Below are 17,432 nucleotides of genomic sequence, written 5' to 3' on the forward strand. Positions count from 1 at the left end.
TGAGGTTCTGTATCAACTAAAGCCTGTCCGCAGCCCCGGAAACAGTGGGTTGAAGCCGGTACTGTCCGGTATTCCAGACGCGCACCCCTGTTCCCAACTAGGTAGCAGCAGGTGTCGTTTTGGGCCTTCAAAACGACACCTGCTGCTACCTAGTTGGGTAAGGGCTACTTGGCCGGGCGTCCGTGGATGCGGACGGAGAGTTCGTCCGCCACCTTCCGGACGCGGGCAGCGAGCGCCGGCCATTGGTCCGCCGGCAGTTTGTCCTCGAGGAACGTGACGGCGACGGCCGCCGTCGGCCATCCCACATGGTCCGTGACCGCGGCGGCAATCGAGCCAAACCCGGGTGTCACCTCGCCGTGTTCGGTGGCATAGCCGCGTTGCCGGACCTGGTCGAGGTGCGAGGACAGCGCCGAATACTTCATGATGGCCCCCTCCACGTCGTGCCGGGCCGTGAAGGCGGCCGCATTCGGGTACAGCGCACGGACCTGCGACTTGGGCAGGGCCGCGAGGATGGCCCGCCCGCTGGCCGTGAGGTGGCTGGGCAGCCGGACGCCGACGTCGGTCACAAGGGACGGTCTGTTCTTGGCGCGTTCCTCGACGATGTACAGCACATCGCGGCCGTGCAGCACTGCCAGGTGAGCGCTTTCGCCCACGACGTCCACCAGAGAGGCGAGCATCGGCCGGCCGATCCGGGACAGCGGCTCCTGCCGCGAATATGCGGAGCTGAGTTCGAAGGCGCTGATGCCCAGTCCGTACCGCTGCTCCTCATGCAGGTGCATCACGAAGCCGTTGGCCTCCATAACGCCGAGCAGGTGGTAGACGCTTGAACGCGGCAACCCCAGGGCCGTGGCAATGTTCGACGCCGCCATCGGCCCGCGCTTGGAGGCCAGGAGTTTGAGGATACGCAAGGTATTTTCCGCCGCCGGGACTTTCGACGCCACCTTCGCAGGCGCCTTTGCCGCCGTCCGTGCGGGCGATTCGCCGTCCGCCATGTTTCCTCCATCGTTCGCGCCGGATCAAGGGGTGTCCGGTATCCCGTACTTAAGCGTGTTCCCTGCGCGGCACCGCATACGGCCATCGAACCACTTTGCCGTCCGGGATACCAGACATAAATGAGGACGGGGACCGGCCGGGGACTTCCGCCCCTATGCCGCTTCTGCCGTCCGGTGCTTCGATGGAGGTCACGGACTGTTGCGAGGAGGCCACCATGGTCTGGATTGCCGGACTCTTCCTGGTTGCCCACGGCTTGATCCACCTCGCCATCTGGCTGCCGAAGGCCGATCCGAAGGCACCCTTCGACGCCGGCCACTCCCCTTTCGCCGGCAATGTCAGGCGCGCCGCGGCCGCCCTGGCCGTTGCGGCCGCAGTGGTGTTGGCAGCCGGCGGCCTGGGACTCATTGGAGGGGCATCCTGGTGGCAGCCGGCAACCATCACCGGGGCAGCCCTCTCAACCGCGCTGCTCCTGCTGACCTTCAACAAGTGGTGGCTCATTGCCCTCGGCATCAACGCCGCGATCATCGTGCTGAGCGTGCAGCAGGATGCCTAGGAACGCAGCCATGACCAAACCGCTGGCAGGAAAAGTCGCGCTGGTGGCCGGGGCCACGCGGGGCGCCGGCCGGGGCACCGCCGTCGCCCTGGGCGAAGCAGGCGCCACCGTGTACTGCACCGGCCGCAGCGCCGGAGGCCGCAGGTCCGACTACAACCGGCCAGAGACCCTCGAGGAAACGGCCGTGCAGGTCAATGCCGCCGGTGGAGTCGGCATTCCCGTGGCGGTGGATCACCTGGACCCGGAGGCCGTACAGTCACTGGTGCAGCGGATCGACGACGAACACGGGCGCCTGGACATTCTGGTCAACGACATCTGGGGCGGTGAAAACCTCATCGAATGGGACGCTCCGGTGTGGTCCCACCATTTGGAGTCCGGCCTGCGGATGCTGCACACCGCCGTCGATACGCACCTGATCACCAGCCATTTCGCGCTCCCGCTGCTCATCCGGAACCCCGGCGGCCTGGTGGTGGAAATGACCGACGGCACCCGCGAGTACAACGCCGGGCACTACCGGGTGTCGGCGTTCTACGACCTCGCCAAGAATGCGGTGCTGCGGCTCGCTTTCAGCCAGGCGGAGGAACTGAAGCAGTTCGGCTGTACCGCCGTGGCGCTCACGCCGGGCTGGATGCGCTCCGAAATGATGCTGGAGCACTTCGGCGTCACCGAGGAGAACTGGCGGGACGCTGCGGACACCCAGCCCCATTTCGCCGCTATCTCCGAAAGCCCGCGCTTTGTGGGACGCGCCGTTGCCTCTTTGGCCGCGGACCCTGACGTGCAGGGTCGCACCGGTGGCTCGTTCTCTTCCGGAGGCCTGGCGCTGGAGTACGGCTTCACCGATATCGACGGCTCACGGCCCGACTGCTGGCGCTATCTGGTTGAGGTCCAGGAAGCGGGGCGCCCGGCGGACGCCAGCGGTTACCGCTGACGTCCGCCGTTTTAGCGTGCTCCGCTTTTAACGGGCCCCGTTTAGTCGGCTTAACGGGCCCCGTTTAGTCGGCTCCGTTTAGCGGGCTCCGTTCCGCTGCCGCGACACCCTATCGAGCGTCTCCCGATGTTGTCTGCGGGAAGTTTACCTGAGGTCTTTCCGCCGAGAATCCAGGGCCGCAAGGGTGTGAATCCATCACCCAATTCAGGGCAAGACAAAGGAGGCCAACTGCGCTTCCCCATGCAGAACTTCCAGTGCGACACTTGCCTATGCAGCCGCGTAGGAGTCGTAGGCCAGGAAGAGCTCCCAGTCCTTGAAAGGGTCCTCGGCTAGCGGATGGTCCGTCAGATCGAATTCGGGTGGGGGTTCGTCCAAATAGTCGGGCATGCCTGAACCAAGCAGGCCCGGCTCCAATGTACCCGGGTCGGGTTCGCCTGGATCACGACTAGTAGTCATAGCCAGGATCTCGACTGGCAAGACGGGTGGTTCCCAGTCGGGTTGTTCGCTGGCGTAATGGCGGCCTGCGGGTGAAGTCCAGCCGGGCGGTTCAGTGGGGCTGGCGCCGGCGGGTTTCCACCCGGAGGTGTGTTTGAGGCGGTGGTGTTTGCGGCACGGTTGGCCGAGGTTGCTGATCCCCGTGCTCCCGCCGTCAGCCCAGGCGAGGAGGTGGTCGGCGTCATTGTCCAGCGACTGGTTTTTACAGCCAGGGAACGGACACTTCCCGTCCCTCAGCCGGAGCCACTGCCGCAGCGCTGTGGAAATGCGGTAGCTGGTCCGTCCTACCTCCAACGGCGCACCGTCGCGGGGGTCCGTCAACACCCTCAGGAATGAAGATGCGCCGTCAGCGACAAGGGCGCGCCCCATGGACGGCGGGATCGGGCCGTACCCGTCCAACATGGCCGGCTCCTCGGATAAGCCGAGCAACGAGAGCGCCGGAACGGTGATGAGCACCTGCGCCGCAGGGGACGGCACGTCTCCAGCCGTTGCGTTGCCTGCCGTTTCGCGCCCCGAAGTGAGGAGCCAGGTCGCGGCGACGTCGGCGCGGAGCTGGGTAAGGGTCCTGGCCTCGTCAGCTCCTTGGAGGGATCTTGCAGCTGTGGTGATGCGGTCCCAGACCCCTGCTGCCTGACTGGCGGGCAGGTACGCGGAGAGCCAGGCCATGCCGTCGCGGTCCGGCGTGTATTCCACCCGCCGCTCGGCGGCGCTTCGATTATGGCGCTTTTCGATGCTGACCGGATGGTGCCGTTCCCGCCAGGTACGTGCCTTAGCCCGGAACCGGGCCGGGACGAGGTCGCCGGCAGGGCAGCCGCGCGCAGCGGATGGCGCATCCGGGTCAAGGAAGTGAGCCTCTAATCCGGCAGCCCCCGCTTTGTCGAGGTTGTCGGTTTCGTCCACCATGATCCGGGCATGCTGCCACGAAATGTTCCCCGCCTGCAGCGCGGACAACGTCAGCGGCAGGGTAGTGCTCAGTGCCTGGGCTTCGGCCAGGAGGGCACCGGCGGTGCGTTCGCTGACCGTCAGGACACACGCCACCTCAGCGGTCAGGGCCATGTCCTGTGCGGTGTGTTCTTGCGGGGACCGAGCCGGTGCCGCCGAGGCCATGGCGGCGCGCGCGTAGCCGGCGGCGAAGTGCACTTTCAGGGCAGCCATTCGGGCTTCCGTCCGCGCCAGCTCTGCCAGTCCGTCCAGGCACGCATCCGCCTGGTCACGAAGCGGGTCGGCACCGGCCGTGCCCATGCTTCCCACCGCGTGGCGAACCAGACCAGACAACGCAGAGACGGAGGCCTCGACGGCCTCCATCGTCTCCACAACGGCTCTGCTTTCCATACCCAAAGTATCTCCGGAGGCCCTGACATTATTGGCGGCGTCACTGCTGGCGCCTCCGAGGGGCCGCAAGTGTCCGTTCGCGCCGAGGGCCTGGAAGCCAGGTGACTGGAAGCACCCCGGACAGTCTGAAATGAAAGACACCAAACCTCCGTGAGGCTCATCACGTAGGGCGCGAAAATGGTCTGCTGGATAGCGATCCCCCTCCCAATGACGAGAAGGTATTCGCATGCAACAAGCCCCAACAGCAAGCAAAACTGCAGGACAAACAGCGCTCGAAGACACCACCACAACGTCCTCCGGCGCCGCCGGAAGCACTGCCCGCGCCGCCGCCGGCACCGCCGTCGACACCGCCGTCAACACCGCCGTCGGCACCGTCCTGAACCGCGGACTGAACATCCGCCACATCCGCTTCATGGCTTTGGGGTCGGCCATCGGCACAGGGCTGTTCTACGGCTCTGCTTCCGCGATCCAGAAGGCCGGGCCGGCGGTCCTCCTGGCGTACATGATCGGCGGCGCGGCCGTGTTCATGGTGATGCGGGCCCTGGGCGAGATGGCCGTGCGGCACCCCGTGTCCGGCTCGTTCGGCCAGTACGCCAGCCGCTACCTCGGTCCGCTGGCCGGATTCGTGACCGGCTGGACGTATGTGTTCGAGATGGCCATCGTGGCCATCGCGGACGTCACCGCCTTCAGTATCTACATGGGGTTCTGGTTCCCCGACGTCGAGCGCTGGATCTGGGTCCTGGCCATCATCTTCTTCCTGGCAGCCCTGAACCTGCTCAGCGTCAAGGTGTTCGGCGAGCTGGAGTTCTGGTTCTCGCTGATCAAAGTCGTGGCCATCATCGCCATGATCGCCGGCGGCGCAGCCATCATCATCTTCGGTTTCCAGGCCGGCGGGGCCACGGTCGCTCCGGGAATCGGCAACCTCGTGGAGCACGGGGGCCCGTTCCCCAACGGCTTCGAAGGGCTCCTGGCCTCGTTCGCCGTCGTGATGTTCGCCTTTGGCGGGATCGAAACCATCGGCGTCACGGCCGGTGAAGCGGCCGACCCCAAGAAGGTCATTCCCAAGGCCGTCAACACCGTACCCGTGCGGGTTCTGCTGTTCTACGTGCTGACCCTCGCCGTGCTGATGAGCCTGTTTCCGTGGAACGAGGTAGGCGCCAACGGCAGTCCGTTCGTCCAGATCTTCAGCGGCCTGGGTATTCCCGCCGCACCGCACATCCTCAACGCCGTGGTGATTACTGCTGCCCTGTCCGCCATCAACAGCGACATTTTCGGAGCCGGCCGCATCCTCTTCGGACTGGCCCGGCAAGGCCATGCGCCGGCAAGCTTCGGCAAGGTATCCCGCCACGGGGTGCCGTGGATGACCGTTGTGATGATGGCCGGCGTCCTGCTGGTGGGCGTGATCCTGAACGCCGTCATGCCCGAGGACGTGTTCCTGCTGATCGCTTCGATCGCCACCTTTGCCACCGTCTGGGTCTGGGTCATGATCCTGGCGTCCCATGTGGCCATGAAACGGGAGATCGCCCGCAAGGGGCTCCCGGCGTCGGAATTTCCTTCTCCGTGGTGGCCGGCGGCCTCCATCCTGACCATCGCGTTCATGGCCCTGGTGATCGCGATCCTGGGTGCGTTCGAGGATTCCCGGGTTGCCCTCTACGTGGGTGCAGTGTGGCTGGGGCTGCTGATGGTGGCCTACCGCCTGTGGGTCCGCGGCCATGGGCGCGCCCGCGCCGAACTTGTCGACGAGACGGCTCAGGGCGCTGGAACATCGGGCAAGTAGTGCCCAATAAATTTCGAGTGTTGGACGGTACAGAAGGGGTAAGAGTTACGCAAGCGACGGGTGGGATTTGGCCTTAGGTTGGACCCCAGGCGCAGACCGGACGTGGACCACTTGCCGCAGCATCCGGACCGCCTGCGAGTCCTGCTGGTTCAGGCACTGCAAAGGAGTGGTTTTGATGAAGGATCATCCAGCCTCCCGGCCTCCCTTCCCCCGCGCCCGGCGCCGCTTGATCTCATGGCTGAAGGCCGCAGCGCAGAAAATCCGCACGGCCGCCGTACCGTTCAAGATCGGGGACGTAGTCCTTGCCGACGACCCCTTCAACGGCCGCCGGCTTGGCGTGGTGACGGTCATCCACGGCTCGTCGCTGGGCCTGCGGACGGCGGCTGACGCCCACCCCGACCTGGTACCCGAAGTGATCTACTACGACTATCGGCAGGTTCGAACGCCGGAGTAGCCGGGCTGGCCGGGCCACTCAGGGCTTACCCGGGCTACCCAGGGCTTCCCCGGCGCTAAAATCAGTCATGGTTCCACTGAGCAATCTGCTGACTTTTGCCCTGGCCGCCGCCGTCCTGATTGCCGTCCCCGGGCCGAGCGTGCTGTTCGTGATCGGACGCAGCCTGGCCCTGGGCCGCAAGGGCGGGCTGCTGAGTGTCCTGGGAAACGCGCTGGGAATGGTCCCGCAGATCCTTGCGGTGGCGCTCGGTGTGGGTGTTGCCCTGGCGCAGTCGGTCCTGCTCTTCACGATCGTGAAGTTCGCCGGCGCAGCCTACCTCGTGTTCCTCGGCATCCAGGCGATCCGGCACCGTGGAACAAGTACGACGGCGGCCGATCCTTCGCGTTCCGGCTCCACTTTCCGGGTCCTCCGGCAAGGATTCGTTGTGGGCGCCACTAACCCGAAGTCGCTGGTGTTCTTCGTGGCGGTGCTGCCCCAGTTCGTGGAGTACTCCGCCGGCGGAATCCCGCGGCAGCTTGCCAGCCTGGGGGCGGTGTTCCTGCTGATCGCCCTCGTCTCGGACAGCATCTGGGCGCTGGCAGCAGGAACCGCCCGCCAGTGGTTCGCCCGCTCCCCGCGGCGCATCTCCACGCTGAGCACCACAGGAGGAGCAATGATGATCGCCCTCGGAGGCACCCTCGCCTTAACAGGTACAAAGCCATAGTTTGTGCCGCGCAGTTGGAGGCGGGCGGCGTCGGGCATGTGGAAGCGTGCGTCTAAGCGAGGAACGAGCGAGCACGCGGAACATGTCCGTGCCGCCCGCAACTGCGGGCGGACCGGAACTAACGAGCCGACCAGCCGCCGTCCATGGTGTAGCTGGCGCCGGTGACCATGCCGGCGTCGTTCGAGGCGAGCCAGGCAACCAGCGAGGCGACTTCTTCCGGCTCCACGAGCCGCTTGATGGCGGACTCGGTCAGCATGATTTTCGCCAGCACCTCGGATTCGGGGATGCCGTGGACCTTGGCCTGGTCGGCAATCTGCGACTCCACCAGGGGCGTGCGCACGTAGCCCGGATTGATGCAGTTGGAGGTGACACCGTGGTCCCCGCCCTCCAGCGCCGTCACCTTGCTGAGCCCTTCCAGTCCGTGTTTGGCCGAAACGTACGCGCTCTTGAACGGGGAGGCACGGATTCCGTGTACCGACGAGAGGTTGATGATCCGGCCGAAGTTGTTCGCGTACATGTGGGGCAGCGCCGCCCGGATCAGCAGGAACGGCGCCTCGAGCATGAGGGTGATGAGCCGGCGGAAGTCGGCCGGATCGTATTCCTCAATGGGGCTGATGCGCTGGATCCCGGCGTTGTTGACCAGGATGTCGCAGTCCAGGCTGAGGGTTGCCAAGGCATCCACATCCAGCAGGTCCACTGCCCAGGCGGTGCCGCCCACTTCATCGGCAAGTGCTGCCGCGGCGGCCTCGTCGACGTCGGCGATCACCACTTTGGCGCCCCGTGCGGCGAGGGCCCGCACACTGGCAGCGCCGATGCCGCCGGCGCCTCCGGTGACCAGGGCCTTGCGGCCGTTCAGCGTGTTTTCCATAACCCAGCCTTCCAGTTCAAAGATTTTTTCAGCGAGCCGGCCGGCTCCAGCGGGGCTGGAGCCGGCCAAAACTCAGGCAGCTCAGCGTGTGGCTGCTACAGGCAGGCCTTCGCGTTCGGCGTCGGCCCGGTCCACATCCTCCAGGGCAATGCCCTTGGTTTCCTTGAGGCTCAACACTGCCACCGTGGTGATGGCGCACGCCACCACCAGGTAAATGGCGGTGGGCACCCATGATCCGGTGTCCTTGAGCCACTGGGTGGCCAGGAGCGGCGCCAGCGAACCGGCGAAGATCGAGGTGACCTGCGAGCCCAGGGATACCCCGGCGTAGCGCATCCGGGTGGGGAAGAGCTCAGCCATGATGGCGGGCTGGCCGGCGTACATAAAGGCGTGAAGGCACAGGCCGATGGTGACGGCGAGGACGATCACCACTGCGTTCCTGGTGTCGAACATGGGGAAGGCGAAGAAAGGCCAGGCGGCTCCGGTAATGGCGCCGACCAGGTACACGGGCTTCCTGCCCCAGCTGTCCACAAGGCGTCCCACCTGCGGGATGACCAGGAAGTGGATGACGTGGGCGATCAGCAGCGCCAGCAGAAGCGAGGACGTGTCGTACTTGTGGACGCTCTTGAGGTACACGATGGCGAAGCTGACCACGAGGTAGTACATGATGTTTTCCGCGAACCGGAGGCCCATGGCCTGCAGGATGCCCTTGGGGTACTTGCGGATGACCTCGCCGACGCCGTAGCTGACAGCCTGCTCCTGCTCCAGCTGTGCCTTCGCTTCCAGGAAGATCGGCGACTCGGAGACGTTGGTGCGGATGTAGTAGCCGACGAACACGATCACGGCGGAGAGCCAGAACGCCACGCGCCAGCCCCAGCTGAGGAAGTCCGCGCTGCTCAGGACGTTGGACATGATGAACAGGACCAGCGTGGCCAGCAGGTTGCCCACCGGTACGGCGGACTGGGGCCAGCTGGACCAGAATCCGCGTGACTTGTTGGGGCTGTGCTCTGCGACGAGGAGCACCGCGCCGCCCCATTCGCCGCCCAGCGCAAAGCCCTGGATGAAGCGCAGGAACACCAGGAGTGCCGGTGCGAGGTAGCCGATCTCGGCAAAGCCGGGGAGGCAGCCCATCAGGAAGGTGGACACGCCGATGATCACGATGGTGAGCTGCAGGGTGGGCTTGCGGCCCAGCTTGTCGCCGATCTGGCCGAAGACGATGCCGCCGAGCGGGCGGGCCACGAAGCCAACGGCGTACGTGATGAAGGCCTGGATGATGCCGTCCAGCTCGTTACCGGTGGCCGGGAAGAAGTACTTCCCGAACACCAGGGTCGCAGCGGTGGCGTAGAGGAAGAATTCGTACCACTCCACCACGGTGCCAACCATGGATGCTGCGACGATCTTTTTCAGGCCCGCGCCCTTTGGGGCGGAATCGGCCGGTGTTGCCGAGCGTTGTTCTACGCTCATGTTTGTTCTCCTTAGTGTCCACGATGACACGCGCTGTGATCCACAGCACTGAATGGGCTCAGATGAGTATTGCCGCAGAAACTCTGCACTTCAATGGCCAAACCAGCACCCCTTGTGTGCAGAATTGCAGATATGGACACTAATCCCGATGACCTTCTGGTCCTGCTGGCCGTCTCGCGCTCAGCAAAATTCACGACGGCGGCGCAGGCCCTGGGACTGAACCACACCACCGTTTCGCGCCGGATAGCGGCCTTGGAGAAGACGCTGGGCGGGCGGGTCCTCTCCCGGGCGGCCGGCGCCTGGGAGCTCACCGAACTCGGCGCGGAGGCCGTGCTGGTGGCCGAGCAGGTTGAACAGGCCGTGCGCAGCCTGGGCCAGCCAGGCAAAGCACCTGACCCCATCACGGGGGTTGTCCGCATGACGGCCACTGACGGTTTCAGCGCCTACATCGCCGCCCCGGCGGTGGCACGGCTGCGCCGCCAGCACCCCGGGCTCAGCGTGGAGATCGTGACCGTCACCCGGCGGGCCCTGCAGCAGCGCTCCGGACTGGACATCGAGGTGGTGGTGGGTGAGCCCCAGGTGCACCGTGCCGAGGCCTTCAAGCTGGGCGAATACGTGCTGGGAATGTACGCCTCCCGGGCCTACCTGGCCGAAAACGGAACGCCGGCAACGGTGGAGGAACTGACGGAACATCCACTGGTCTACTTCGTGGACTCGATGCTCCAGGTGGACGATCTCGACGCCCCGCGCCGGCTCGTCCCCGCCATGAAGGACGGCCTGAGCTCCACCAACGTTTTTGTCCACGTGGAGGCAACCCGCGCCGGCGCGGGCATCGGCTTCCTGCCATGCTTCATGGGAGACCTGCACCAGGACCTGGTCAGGCTGCTTCCGGATGCCTTCTCCGAGCGGCTTCCCTACTGGATGGTGCTGCGGCCGGACTCCATGCGGCGGCCGGCGGTGGCCGCCGTGGTGCAGGCGCTACAGGACCAGACAGTCGAGCACGGGGAGGCCCTCCTGGGCAGGCGCTGAGCCCTATGTTCGGGCCTCTACACAGCGTAGTGTCAGAGGTAAGAGATGTCGGAGAGCCTTCGCTGGTGACAGTGCGTCGAATCTGTCCATATCCACCACCGTGGTTGCGGGCGATCAAGAGTCCGCGGCCTCCGACCGGCCCCAAGTGGCCCGGCTTTCAAGGATCGAGGCCGCCATGGCTCCCGAGACACACGACGCACCCACGGCCGAGCAACTCCAGGACCTGCTGCTCGACAGCCCGGGATTCACCGAGTTCCTTCTGAGCCTGACCACCATCTCCGCTTCCCGCCTGGGCGGGCGCGATCCGATGCTGTGCGCCATCACAGTTGAGCGGAACGGCAGCCCGGCAACCGTAGCCAGCAGCGACGACGAGGCCCTGCGGATGGACGAGAAGCAATACGACTACGACGACGGTCCTTGCCTGACGGCCCTCCGGCAACAGCACACGGTGCTGGTCCCGGATCTGCTCAATGACAGCCGGTGGGAGCACTATGCGGAGGCCGTCTCGGGAGAGGGCATCCGGTCAGTCCTCGCCGTTCCGATCCGCACCGACCAAGGCGCCGCTGCTGCGCTGAACTGCTATGCCCGCAGCACCGACGCGTTCGACGCCGCCACGATCGCTTCGGTCGAGGAGCACACCGACTCGATCTCCCGGATCCTCCGGCTCGCGCTGCGTGTCCATCCGGCGGAGATCTATCCCGAGCACCTCCGCTCAGCCCTCAAATCGCGGGCTGTCATTGACGCCGCCGTGTCCCTGGTGATGCTGCAGAACCGCTGCAGCCGGGACCAGGCCATGGACCTCCTGCACCTGGCGGCACGGGCCAACGACAGCAAGCTTCACGCCATCGCCGCGGATATCCTGTCCGGCGCGGAACTTCCGGGTAGCGAACTTCCCGGTACCGAGCTTCCCGGTACCGGGGACCGGTCGCACTAAAGGTAGAAATGAAGGAAGCCCCTGCGCGAGTCAGTGGACTCAAGCGCGGGGGCTTCCTGCCCTCCGGTCTTGGGGGAAAGCGGAGAGCTTCCACAAACTTACAGCGCGCACAGCGCCCGGATGGCGAAAAACGGCACAAAAGCCGATTCTTGAGCCAACTTTGCGGCTGCCGGGGCTTTTGTTGCACCGGTCTTGCGCCTACGTTGTGCGGCCGCTATAGAGGTGGCGGCTACGCAGCCGATGAGCCGCGCGACGGCGGTTCAGGGTCATGGCGGACGGCTGCGCCGGCTGCAAAGGCCCGAACTTTGGCGTCATCCCAGATGTGGGCGGGGACGCCGCCGCCCAGGAGCCTGCGGGCCAGTTGGGGGTCGTCGTCGAACGGCTGGTCGCTGCCGGCCATCACCATGTTGCCGTAGCGCCTGCCTTTGAGCATGGCGGGATCGGCAATGATCAGGGTGTGCTCGAAGACGGCCGCGATGGTGGCGGCATCCTCACGGGCATTCTTCAGGTCCGGAGCGTCGCCGGAATTCACCACATAGATCCCGCCGGGAGCCAGCACGCGCTTGGCGTGCCCGTTGAACTCGGCAGTGGTCAGCGGCCGGGGCGTCAGGGCACCGGCAAACACATCGCGGATGATCACGTCACGGGTCTGGGGCGTCAGCGACTCCGTCACCTCACGCGCTTCGCCCACGCGCAGCCGCAGCAACGGGGCCTTGGGCAGATCGAACCAGCCGCGGACGTACTCGGCGAGCTTGCCGTCCAACTCCACCACCACCTGGCGGGCTTCCGGGTACGCGGCGTGGAAGTAGCGCGCCAGCGAGCACGCACCGCCGCCCAGGTGCAGGGCGCGCAGCTTGGGCCTGGCCTCCCGGGGCCACCGTGATTCCACCAGCGCGGACATCCAGCGCATGTACTCGAAATCGAGGAAGAGCGGGTCCGCAAGGTCAATGTGCGAGCTCATGACGCCGTTGATCCGCAGGAGCCAGCCGTTTGAGTTGTCCTGGTCCGCGATCAGCTCGCAGTCCCCGGTATCGATGTAATACACGCCCTCAACCGGCCCGTCAGGGCGGGTTCCCTTCGGCACTTCCACAACTCCCGGCGTCGAACGTTCAGGGTTCCTGCCGGCAGCCCGGCCCTTACGTGCCATTTAGCCGGCCACCGTGTTGCTCATGCATCAACCCTAGTTGACCCGCCCCGCCTCCGACGGCGGCAGCGTCACGGTTGCTCATTAAGCGGTGGCCGGTAGCGTTAATTCCGAACCAAACACGCTGGCCGGCCCGACCGGTACGTCGGTCGGTGCTTTCCAGCCATTCGGAAGGGCGGACGGGCATGCGGATCGTCATCACTGGCGCCAGCGGAAATGTGGGCACGGCCCTGCTGCGGCGCCTCCAGCAGGAGCGGTCGGCGCGGCCCGGTACCGAACGGCCAAACACAGACAGGCCGGATGAGCTGGAACTTGCGGGAATCGGCCGCCGCACGCCGGACCTCACGGTGGCGCCCTACTCGGGCGTGGAATGGCACGCCCTGGACATAGCGGACGACGACGGCGGGCAGCTGCGCGCGGCGCTCGCCGGGGCGGATGCGGTGGTGCACCTGGCGTGGATCCTCCAGCCGAACCGCGACGAGGCGGTCCTGCATCGGACGAACGTGACGGGGACTGCGAACGTCCTCCGCGCAGCCAGGGAAGCCGGTGTGCGGCACGTGGTGTGCGCGTCCTCCATGGGGGCGTACAGCCGCTCCGGCAAGGAAACGCGGCGGAACGAGGACTGGCCGGTCACCGGCATCGAGGAATCACACTACAGCCGGCATAAGGCCGAACAGGAAGCCCTGCTGGACAGGTTTGCAGCAGAAAATCCTGGCATCACCGTTTCAAGGCTGCGTCCGGCGCTCTCCTTCCAGGCTGAGGCAGGCAGCGAGATCGGCCGGTACTTCCTCGGCCGCCTGATTCCCCGGCTGCTGCCGCGGAATCCCAGCCTGCCGATCATTCCGTTGCCCCGCGGCCTGGCCTTCCAGGCGGTCCATGCCGACGACCTCGCTGACGCGTACTGGCGCGTTCTCGACCGCCGTGCGGCCGGCGCGTTCAACATTGCCGCCGAGCCCGTGATCGGGCCGGTGGAACTCGCACGGATTTTCCATGCCAAGAGGTGGCTGCCTGTTCCGTTCCCGCTGGTCCGAGCGGCCGTGGACTTAAGCTGGCGGCTTCACCTGCAGCCAACGGACGCAGGCTGGATTGCGATGGCCGAAGGCGCCCCGGTAATGGACACCAGCCGCGCGCGCGGGGTGCTCGGGTGGGAGCCGCACACCTCCTCAGTGGATGCGATCCGTGGGGTGATCGACGGGCTGGCGGGCGGGCGCGGAATGGCAGGCTCTCCCCTGCTGCAGCCGCGCACCTAGCTGGCGGAGGCGGCTGGGACAGTCTGCCTGGACTAGCCTGCGGAGCCGCCGGGCGGCTGGCACCGGAAGATTCGTGCTGCGAAAACTAATACACCAAGGGTACTTACTATCTGATAGTAATCATGCTTACTATTTAACGGCCAGTTCTTACTGGTTCTTGATCAGTAGCCGACCTTCTTGGAAAGAGAGTGCGAAGATGACAGAGAACCGATGGCCACAGGACGGTAGCTACGGCACCCCTGGGGTTGCAGAGCAAACCGCATACCCGGTGACTCCGGATAATGACGCTGCCTACCCGGCAACTCAGGTAACCAACGACGCTTACCCGGCGGCTCCGGCAACCCAAGGCATGCCGTCGAAGACGGAGACGGCAAAGCGCGAGGCCGGGGACCTCGCCCACCAGGCCACCGATTCCGCCCAGCACGTAGCGGAAACCGCCAAGGCCGAGGCAGCCAATGTCGCCGGAGAGGTCAAGGCAAACGCCAAGGATCTGCTTTACCAGGCCAAGACGGACCTCACGGACCAGGCAGGCCTCCAGCAGCAAAAGGTAGCGCAGGGCCTCCACTCCATTTCCGGGGAACTCCGCACCATGGCTAACGCGTCCGAGCAGCCCGGCGTAGCCACGGACCTGATCCGGCAGGCCGCTGACCGGTCTGCCTCGGTGGCATCATGGCTGGAAGGCCGCGACCCCGGCTCACTGCTGAACGAGGTGAAGACGTTCGCCCGGCAGCGCCCGGGAACGTTCCTCGTGCTGGCGGCGGGAGCGGGCATACTGGCTGGCCGGCTCACCCGCAGCCTCAGTGCGGGCGCACCCGATTCATCGGGCGCCGTTCAAAGCGGGCGCACCACCACGGCTCCTATTTCAAGTGTGCCGGGCTATGTTCCCGATACCGGAACCGCAGTTCCGCCGCCGCCGGTGCAGATGCCGGCCCCGAACGCGACCACTGCCGGTATGGCCGGCACCGGAGCGGGCACGGGCGCCTACGCCGACAGCGATTATGGCGACAGCGCCTACGCTGACAGCCCCCAAGCCGGTACCGGAGACTATCCGGCGGACACCTACCCGCCCAATCCACTGGACGGTGAGGGAACGCGCCGTGACGAGACGGACCAGTGGGCAGCAGATCCGCTGGCCAAGGATCCCTTGGCCACGGACCCCCTGGCCGACGATCCGTACCGTGAGGATCCGTATCGTGAGGATCCCCCGCGCGGAGGGCAGCGATGAGCAGCCAGTATCCTGAAACACCCCCTTCGGCGGCCCACGCAAAAGCTGACAACACCTCCCTCGGTGACCTGCTGGGCGACGTGACGCGGGACCTCTCCACGCTGATGCGCCAGGAGGTGGATCTCGCCAAGGCCGAACTGAAGCAGTCAGCCTCCCGTGCCGGGAAGGGCGGCGGAATGCTCGCCGGGGCCGGCGTGGCCGGCCACTTCGTCCTCCTGTTCCTGTCCCTGGCCCTCTGGTGGGCGCTGGGAACGGTCATGGGCCTCGGCTGGTCCGCCGTCGTCCTCGCCGTTCTCTGGGGCATCATCGCCGCCGTCCTGGCGTCCGTTGGCCGCAAGCAGCTCAACGCGATCAAGGGCATGCCGCAGACGGCGGAGACGCTCCAGGAAATCCCCCCCACCCTCAAACCCAGTCATTAGACCCAGGTACACAGAGAGCTCGAGGTACACACGATGAGTGAAAACCCGGACGCCATCCGCGCCGACATCGAAGCAACCCGCGCGCGGCTCGGCACCAATGTCGACGCCGTGGCGGACAAAGTTACCCCGTCCAACATCGTCCACCGGCAGACGGACAAAGTTAAGGACGCCGTGTTCGGAGTGAAGGAGAAAGTCATGGGAGCAGCGGATCACACCACTGACCGGATGCATTCGGGCACCAGCGGTGGCGGGGCCCACCTGTCGGACGCCGGCGCGGCCATCGGGGACGCTCCCCGCCAGGTCCGCACCAAGACGCAAGGCAATCCACTCGCGGCAGGGCTCATCGCCTTCGGTGCCGGGATGCTGTTCTCGTCGCTGATCCCGGCGAGCGAGAAGGAGCGCGAGGCTGCCGAGGCGCTCAAGGTCAAGGCAGAGCCTCTGACGACGGAGCTGACCGAGGCCGCGAAGGACGTCGCCGAAGGGCTGAAGGCCCCCGCGCAGGAAGCCATGGAAAACGTCAAGGCTACTGCCGCCGACGCCACTGACCACGTCAAGGCCGAAGGCCAGGGCGCAGTGGACGACGTGAAATACCGCGCCGCGGACGCCAAGGACAACGTCCAGCAGGTGTAACGACACCGGATCCTGGCCGGGCTGCTCCACCCTTGCGGCGGGGCGGCCCGGCCCCGGCAGATTTGAGGATATTTCGTATGGCCAAGAACCCCGCCACCGAGAACAACACCGCAGCCCGTCCCGACGCCGAAACGCAGGAGAGCAGCACCGCCAAGGCCCGGACAGCGCCCGCGCCGGACGACTCCCGCAAACCGGACCGCCCCACTGACGTCAGCAAACCCTCCTGGCAGTACATCGCAAAGAAGACGTTCAGGGAATTCACCAAAGACCAGTGCCCGGACCTCGCCGCCGCCCTCACCTACTACGGCGTCCTTTCCATGTTCCCGGCCCTGCTGGCCCTCGTGTCGCTTCTCGGGATCTTCGGACAGGCGGAGAAGACCACAGCGGCGATGCTGGAGATCGCCCAGGGCATAGCCCCGGGCTCCACGCTGGACATCATCCGGCAACCCGTCGAAGAGCTCACCAGTTCCTCCACCGCCGGCTTCGCCCTGATCGTCGGCATCCTGACGGCCCTGTGGTCCGCGTCCGGGTACGTGGGCGCCTTCGGACGGGCCATGAACCGGATCTACGAAGTGGACGAAGGCCGCCCCTTCATCAAGCTCCGCGGAACCATGCTGGCCGTCACTTTGTGCACTGTGATCATCGTGGCGCTGACGGCAGCCATGCTGGTGCTCAGCGGCCCCGTGGCCGAAGCCGTCGGTAATGCCATCGGCCTGGGCGGCGCGTTCCTCACCGCCTGGAATATCGCCAAGTGGCCCGTGATCGTGGTGCTGGTGGTGGTGGTCATCGCCATCCTCTACTACGCCACTCCGAACGTGAAGCAGCCCAAATTCCGCTGGATGAGCATGGGCTCCTTGATCGCACTGATGATCTTCGTCCTGGCTTCGCTTGGCTTCGGCTTCTACGTCGCCAACTTCAGCAACTACAACAAGACCTACGGCGCAATCGGCGGCGTCATTGTGATGCTGCTGTGGCTGTGGATCCTGAACATGTCCCTGCTGTTCGGCGCCGAGTTCGACGCCGAGATGGAACGCGGCCGCCAACTCCAGGCCGGCATTGAAGCCGAGGAAACAATCCAGCTGCCGCCCCGGGACACCAAGCAAAGCGACAAGCTGCAGGTCAAGGAAGAAGAGGACATCCGGCGCGGACGCGACCTCCGCGAACGCCATGAGCGTGAACGCCGGAACGACGAACGGGACCAAAGCCCCTAGCGCGGAGGGGTACTCCGGACTCTACT

General features: G+C 65.8%; 17 protein-coding genes. 12 read left to right on the forward strand and 5 right to left on the reverse strand.

What is annotated here, in order from left to right:
• Window positions 1-164 precede the first annotated feature (164 nt).
• The gene (locus AC6JAC_RS20215; RefSeq protein WP_347898604.1) at window positions 165-992 is read right to left on the reverse strand and encodes an IclR family transcriptional regulator; all 828 of its coding nucleotides are present in this window, start codon (window positions 990-992) and stop codon (window positions 165-167) included.
• Between the two features lie 215 nt (window positions 993-1,207).
• Here AC6JAC_RS20215 and AC6JAC_RS20220 point away from each other — a divergent pair, with 215 nt between their 5' ends.
• Window positions 1,208-1,546 carry a hypothetical protein gene (locus AC6JAC_RS20220; RefSeq protein ID WP_347898606.1) on the forward strand — a complete coding sequence of 113 codons (339 nt, stop codon included), beginning with the start codon at window positions 1,208-1,210 and terminating at the stop codon, window positions 1,544-1,546.
• 10 nt (window positions 1,547-1,556) lie between these two features.
• Complete coding sequence (locus AC6JAC_RS20225; RefSeq protein WP_497966351.1) at window positions 1,557-2,474, forward strand: SDR family oxidoreductase; 918 nt, start codon at window positions 1,557-1,559, stop codon at window positions 2,472-2,474.
• 267 nt (window positions 2,475-2,741) lie between these two features.
• Here the strand turns inward: AC6JAC_RS20225 and AC6JAC_RS20230 are convergent, their stop codons facing one another.
• Window positions 2,742-4,301, reverse strand: a complete 1,560-nt coding sequence (locus tag AC6JAC_RS20230; RefSeq protein ID WP_497966353.1) for an HNH endonuclease signature motif containing protein — start codon at window positions 4,299-4,301, stop codon at window positions 2,742-2,744.
• Between the two features lie 226 nt (window positions 4,302-4,527).
• Between AC6JAC_RS20230 and AC6JAC_RS20235 the strand changes: the two genes are divergently transcribed.
• The 3 genes from AC6JAC_RS20235 (at window position 4,528) to AC6JAC_RS20245 (ending at window position 7,235) form a co-directional block, all read left to right on the forward strand.
• On the forward strand, window positions 4,528-6,078 hold the full coding sequence (locus tag AC6JAC_RS20235; protein ID WP_043438282.1) for an amino acid permease: 1,551 nt from the start codon (window positions 4,528-4,530) through the stop codon (window positions 6,076-6,078).
• Window positions 6,079-6,253: 175 nt separating this feature from the next.
• Entirely contained in the window at window positions 6,254-6,532 is a 279-nt protein-coding gene (locus AC6JAC_RS20240; protein ID WP_347898614.1) for a hypothetical protein, read from the forward strand.
• A gap of 67 nt (window positions 6,533-6,599) precedes the next feature.
• Window positions 6,600-7,235, forward strand: coding sequence for a LysE family translocator (locus AC6JAC_RS20245; protein WP_497966355.1), 636 nt, complete (start codon window positions 6,600-6,602; stop codon window positions 7,233-7,235).
• A 118-nt stretch (window positions 7,236-7,353) separates the two neighbouring features.
• On the opposite strand, the gene AC6JAC_RS20250 is transcribed toward AC6JAC_RS20245, so the two are convergent.
• Both AC6JAC_RS20250 and AC6JAC_RS20255 read right to left on the reverse strand, forming a co-directional pair.
• On the reverse strand, window positions 7,354-8,103 hold the full coding sequence (locus AC6JAC_RS20250) for a 3-hydroxybutyrate dehydrogenase (protein ID WP_028270676.1): 750 nt from the start codon (window positions 8,101-8,103) through the stop codon (window positions 7,354-7,356).
• A gap of 81 nt (window positions 8,104-8,184) precedes the next feature.
• Complete coding sequence (locus AC6JAC_RS20255; RefSeq protein ID WP_497966357.1) at window positions 8,185-9,564, reverse strand: MFS transporter; 1,380 nt, start codon at window positions 9,562-9,564, stop codon at window positions 8,185-8,187.
• A gap of 132 nt (window positions 9,565-9,696) precedes the next feature.
• On the opposite strand from AC6JAC_RS20255, the gene AC6JAC_RS20260 reads away from it, so the two are divergent.
• Both AC6JAC_RS20260 and AC6JAC_RS20265 read left to right on the forward strand, forming a co-directional pair.
• Window positions 9,697-10,593 (forward strand): LysR family transcriptional regulator, encoded by an 897-nt coding sequence (locus AC6JAC_RS20260; protein WP_497966359.1) that lies wholly within the window; start codon window positions 9,697-9,699, stop codon window positions 10,591-10,593.
• Between the two features lie 175 nt (window positions 10,594-10,768).
• The gene (locus tag AC6JAC_RS20265) at window positions 10,769-11,527 is read left to right on the forward strand and encodes a GAF and ANTAR domain-containing protein (RefSeq protein WP_497966361.1); all 759 of its coding nucleotides are present in this window, start codon (window positions 10,769-10,771) and stop codon (window positions 11,525-11,527) included.
• Between the two features lie 229 nt (window positions 11,528-11,756).
• Here the strand turns inward: AC6JAC_RS20265 and AC6JAC_RS20270 are convergent, their stop codons facing one another.
• Window positions 11,757-12,674, reverse strand: coding sequence for a spermidine synthase (locus AC6JAC_RS20270; protein WP_497966363.1), 918 nt, complete (start codon window positions 12,672-12,674; stop codon window positions 11,757-11,759).
• A 182-nt stretch (window positions 12,675-12,856) separates the two neighbouring features.
• On the opposite strand from AC6JAC_RS20270, the gene AC6JAC_RS20275 reads away from it, so the two are divergent.
• The 5 genes from AC6JAC_RS20275 (at window position 12,857) to AC6JAC_RS20295 (ending at window position 17,406) form a co-directional block, all read left to right on the forward strand.
• Window positions 12,857-13,921 (forward strand): NAD-dependent epimerase/dehydratase family protein, encoded by a 1,065-nt coding sequence (locus AC6JAC_RS20275; RefSeq protein WP_497966365.1) that lies wholly within the window; start codon window positions 12,857-12,859, stop codon window positions 13,919-13,921.
• A gap of 268 nt (window positions 13,922-14,189) precedes the next feature.
• Window positions 14,190-15,146, forward strand: a complete 957-nt coding sequence (locus AC6JAC_RS20280) for a hypothetical protein (RefSeq protein ID WP_331280047.1) — start codon at window positions 14,190-14,192, stop codon at window positions 15,144-15,146.
• The gene (locus tag AC6JAC_RS20285; protein ID WP_028270670.1) at window positions 15,143-15,565 is read left to right on the forward strand and encodes a phage holin family protein; all 423 of its coding nucleotides are present in this window, start codon (window positions 15,143-15,145) and stop codon (window positions 15,563-15,565) included. Before AC6JAC_RS20280 ends, AC6JAC_RS20285 begins: the two co-directional genes overlap by 4 nt.
• A gap of 33 nt (window positions 15,566-15,598) precedes the next feature.
• Window positions 15,599-16,195 carry a DUF3618 domain-containing protein gene (locus AC6JAC_RS20290; protein ID WP_028270669.1) on the forward strand — a complete coding sequence of 199 codons (597 nt, stop codon included), beginning with the start codon at window positions 15,599-15,601 and terminating at the stop codon, window positions 16,193-16,195.
• Between the two features lie 77 nt (window positions 16,196-16,272).
• Window positions 16,273-17,406 (forward strand): YihY/virulence factor BrkB family protein, encoded by a 1,134-nt coding sequence (locus AC6JAC_RS20295; protein WP_497966368.1) that lies wholly within the window; start codon window positions 16,273-16,275, stop codon window positions 17,404-17,406.
• The last annotated feature ends 26 nt before the right edge of the window (window positions 17,407-17,432 follow it).

The sequence above is a fragment of the Arthrobacter sp. KUASC02 genome, assembly GCF_059739395.1.

Excerpts from the sequence above, each read along its gene's own strand:
- AC6JAC_RS20215 (WP_347898604.1), bottom strand. The coding sequence starts at position 992 with ATGGCGGACGGCGAATCGCCCGCACGGACGGCGGCAAAGGCGCCTGCG.
- AC6JAC_RS20220 (WP_347898606.1), top strand. The coding sequence starts at position 1,208 with ATGGTCTGGATTGCCGGACTCTTCCTGGTTGCCCACGGCTTGATCCAC.
- AC6JAC_RS20225 (WP_497966351.1), top strand. The coding sequence starts at position 1,557 with ATGACCAAACCGCTGGCAGGAAAAGTCGCGCTGGTGGCCGGGGCCACG.
- AC6JAC_RS20230 (WP_497966353.1), bottom strand. The coding sequence starts at position 4,301 with ATGGAAAGCAGAGCCGTTGTGGAGACGATGGAGGCCGTCGAGGCCTCC.
- AC6JAC_RS20235 (WP_043438282.1), top strand. The coding sequence starts at position 4,528 with ATGCAACAAGCCCCAACAGCAAGCAAAACTGCAGGACAAACAGCGCTC.
- AC6JAC_RS20240 (WP_347898614.1), top strand. The coding sequence starts at position 6,254 with ATGAAGGATCATCCAGCCTCCCGGCCTCCCTTCCCCCGCGCCCGGCGC.
- AC6JAC_RS20245 (WP_497966355.1), top strand. The coding sequence starts at position 6,600 with ATGGTTCCACTGAGCAATCTGCTGACTTTTGCCCTGGCCGCCGCCGTC.
- AC6JAC_RS20250 (WP_028270676.1), bottom strand. The coding sequence starts at position 8,103 with ATGGAAAACACGCTGAACGGCCGCAAGGCCCTGGTCACCGGAGGCGCC.
- AC6JAC_RS20255 (WP_497966357.1), bottom strand. The coding sequence starts at position 9,564 with ATGAGCGTAGAACAACGCTCGGCAACACCGGCCGATTCCGCCCCAAAG.
- AC6JAC_RS20260 (WP_497966359.1), top strand. The coding sequence starts at position 9,697 with ATGGACACTAATCCCGATGACCTTCTGGTCCTGCTGGCCGTCTCGCGC.
- AC6JAC_RS20265 (WP_497966361.1), top strand. The coding sequence starts at position 10,769 with ATGGCTCCCGAGACACACGACGCACCCACGGCCGAGCAACTCCAGGAC.
- AC6JAC_RS20270 (WP_497966363.1), bottom strand. The coding sequence starts at position 12,674 with ATGGCACGTAAGGGCCGGGCTGCCGGCAGGAACCCTGAACGTTCGACG.
- AC6JAC_RS20275 (WP_497966365.1), top strand. The coding sequence starts at position 12,857 with ATGCGGATCGTCATCACTGGCGCCAGCGGAAATGTGGGCACGGCCCTG.
- AC6JAC_RS20285 (WP_028270670.1), top strand. The coding sequence starts at position 15,143 with ATGAGCAGCCAGTATCCTGAAACACCCCCTTCGGCGGCCCACGCAAAA.
- AC6JAC_RS20290 (WP_028270669.1), top strand. The coding sequence starts at position 15,599 with ATGAGTGAAAACCCGGACGCCATCCGCGCCGACATCGAAGCAACCCGC.
- AC6JAC_RS20295 (WP_497966368.1), top strand. The coding sequence starts at position 16,273 with ATGGCCAAGAACCCCGCCACCGAGAACAACACCGCAGCCCGTCCCGAC.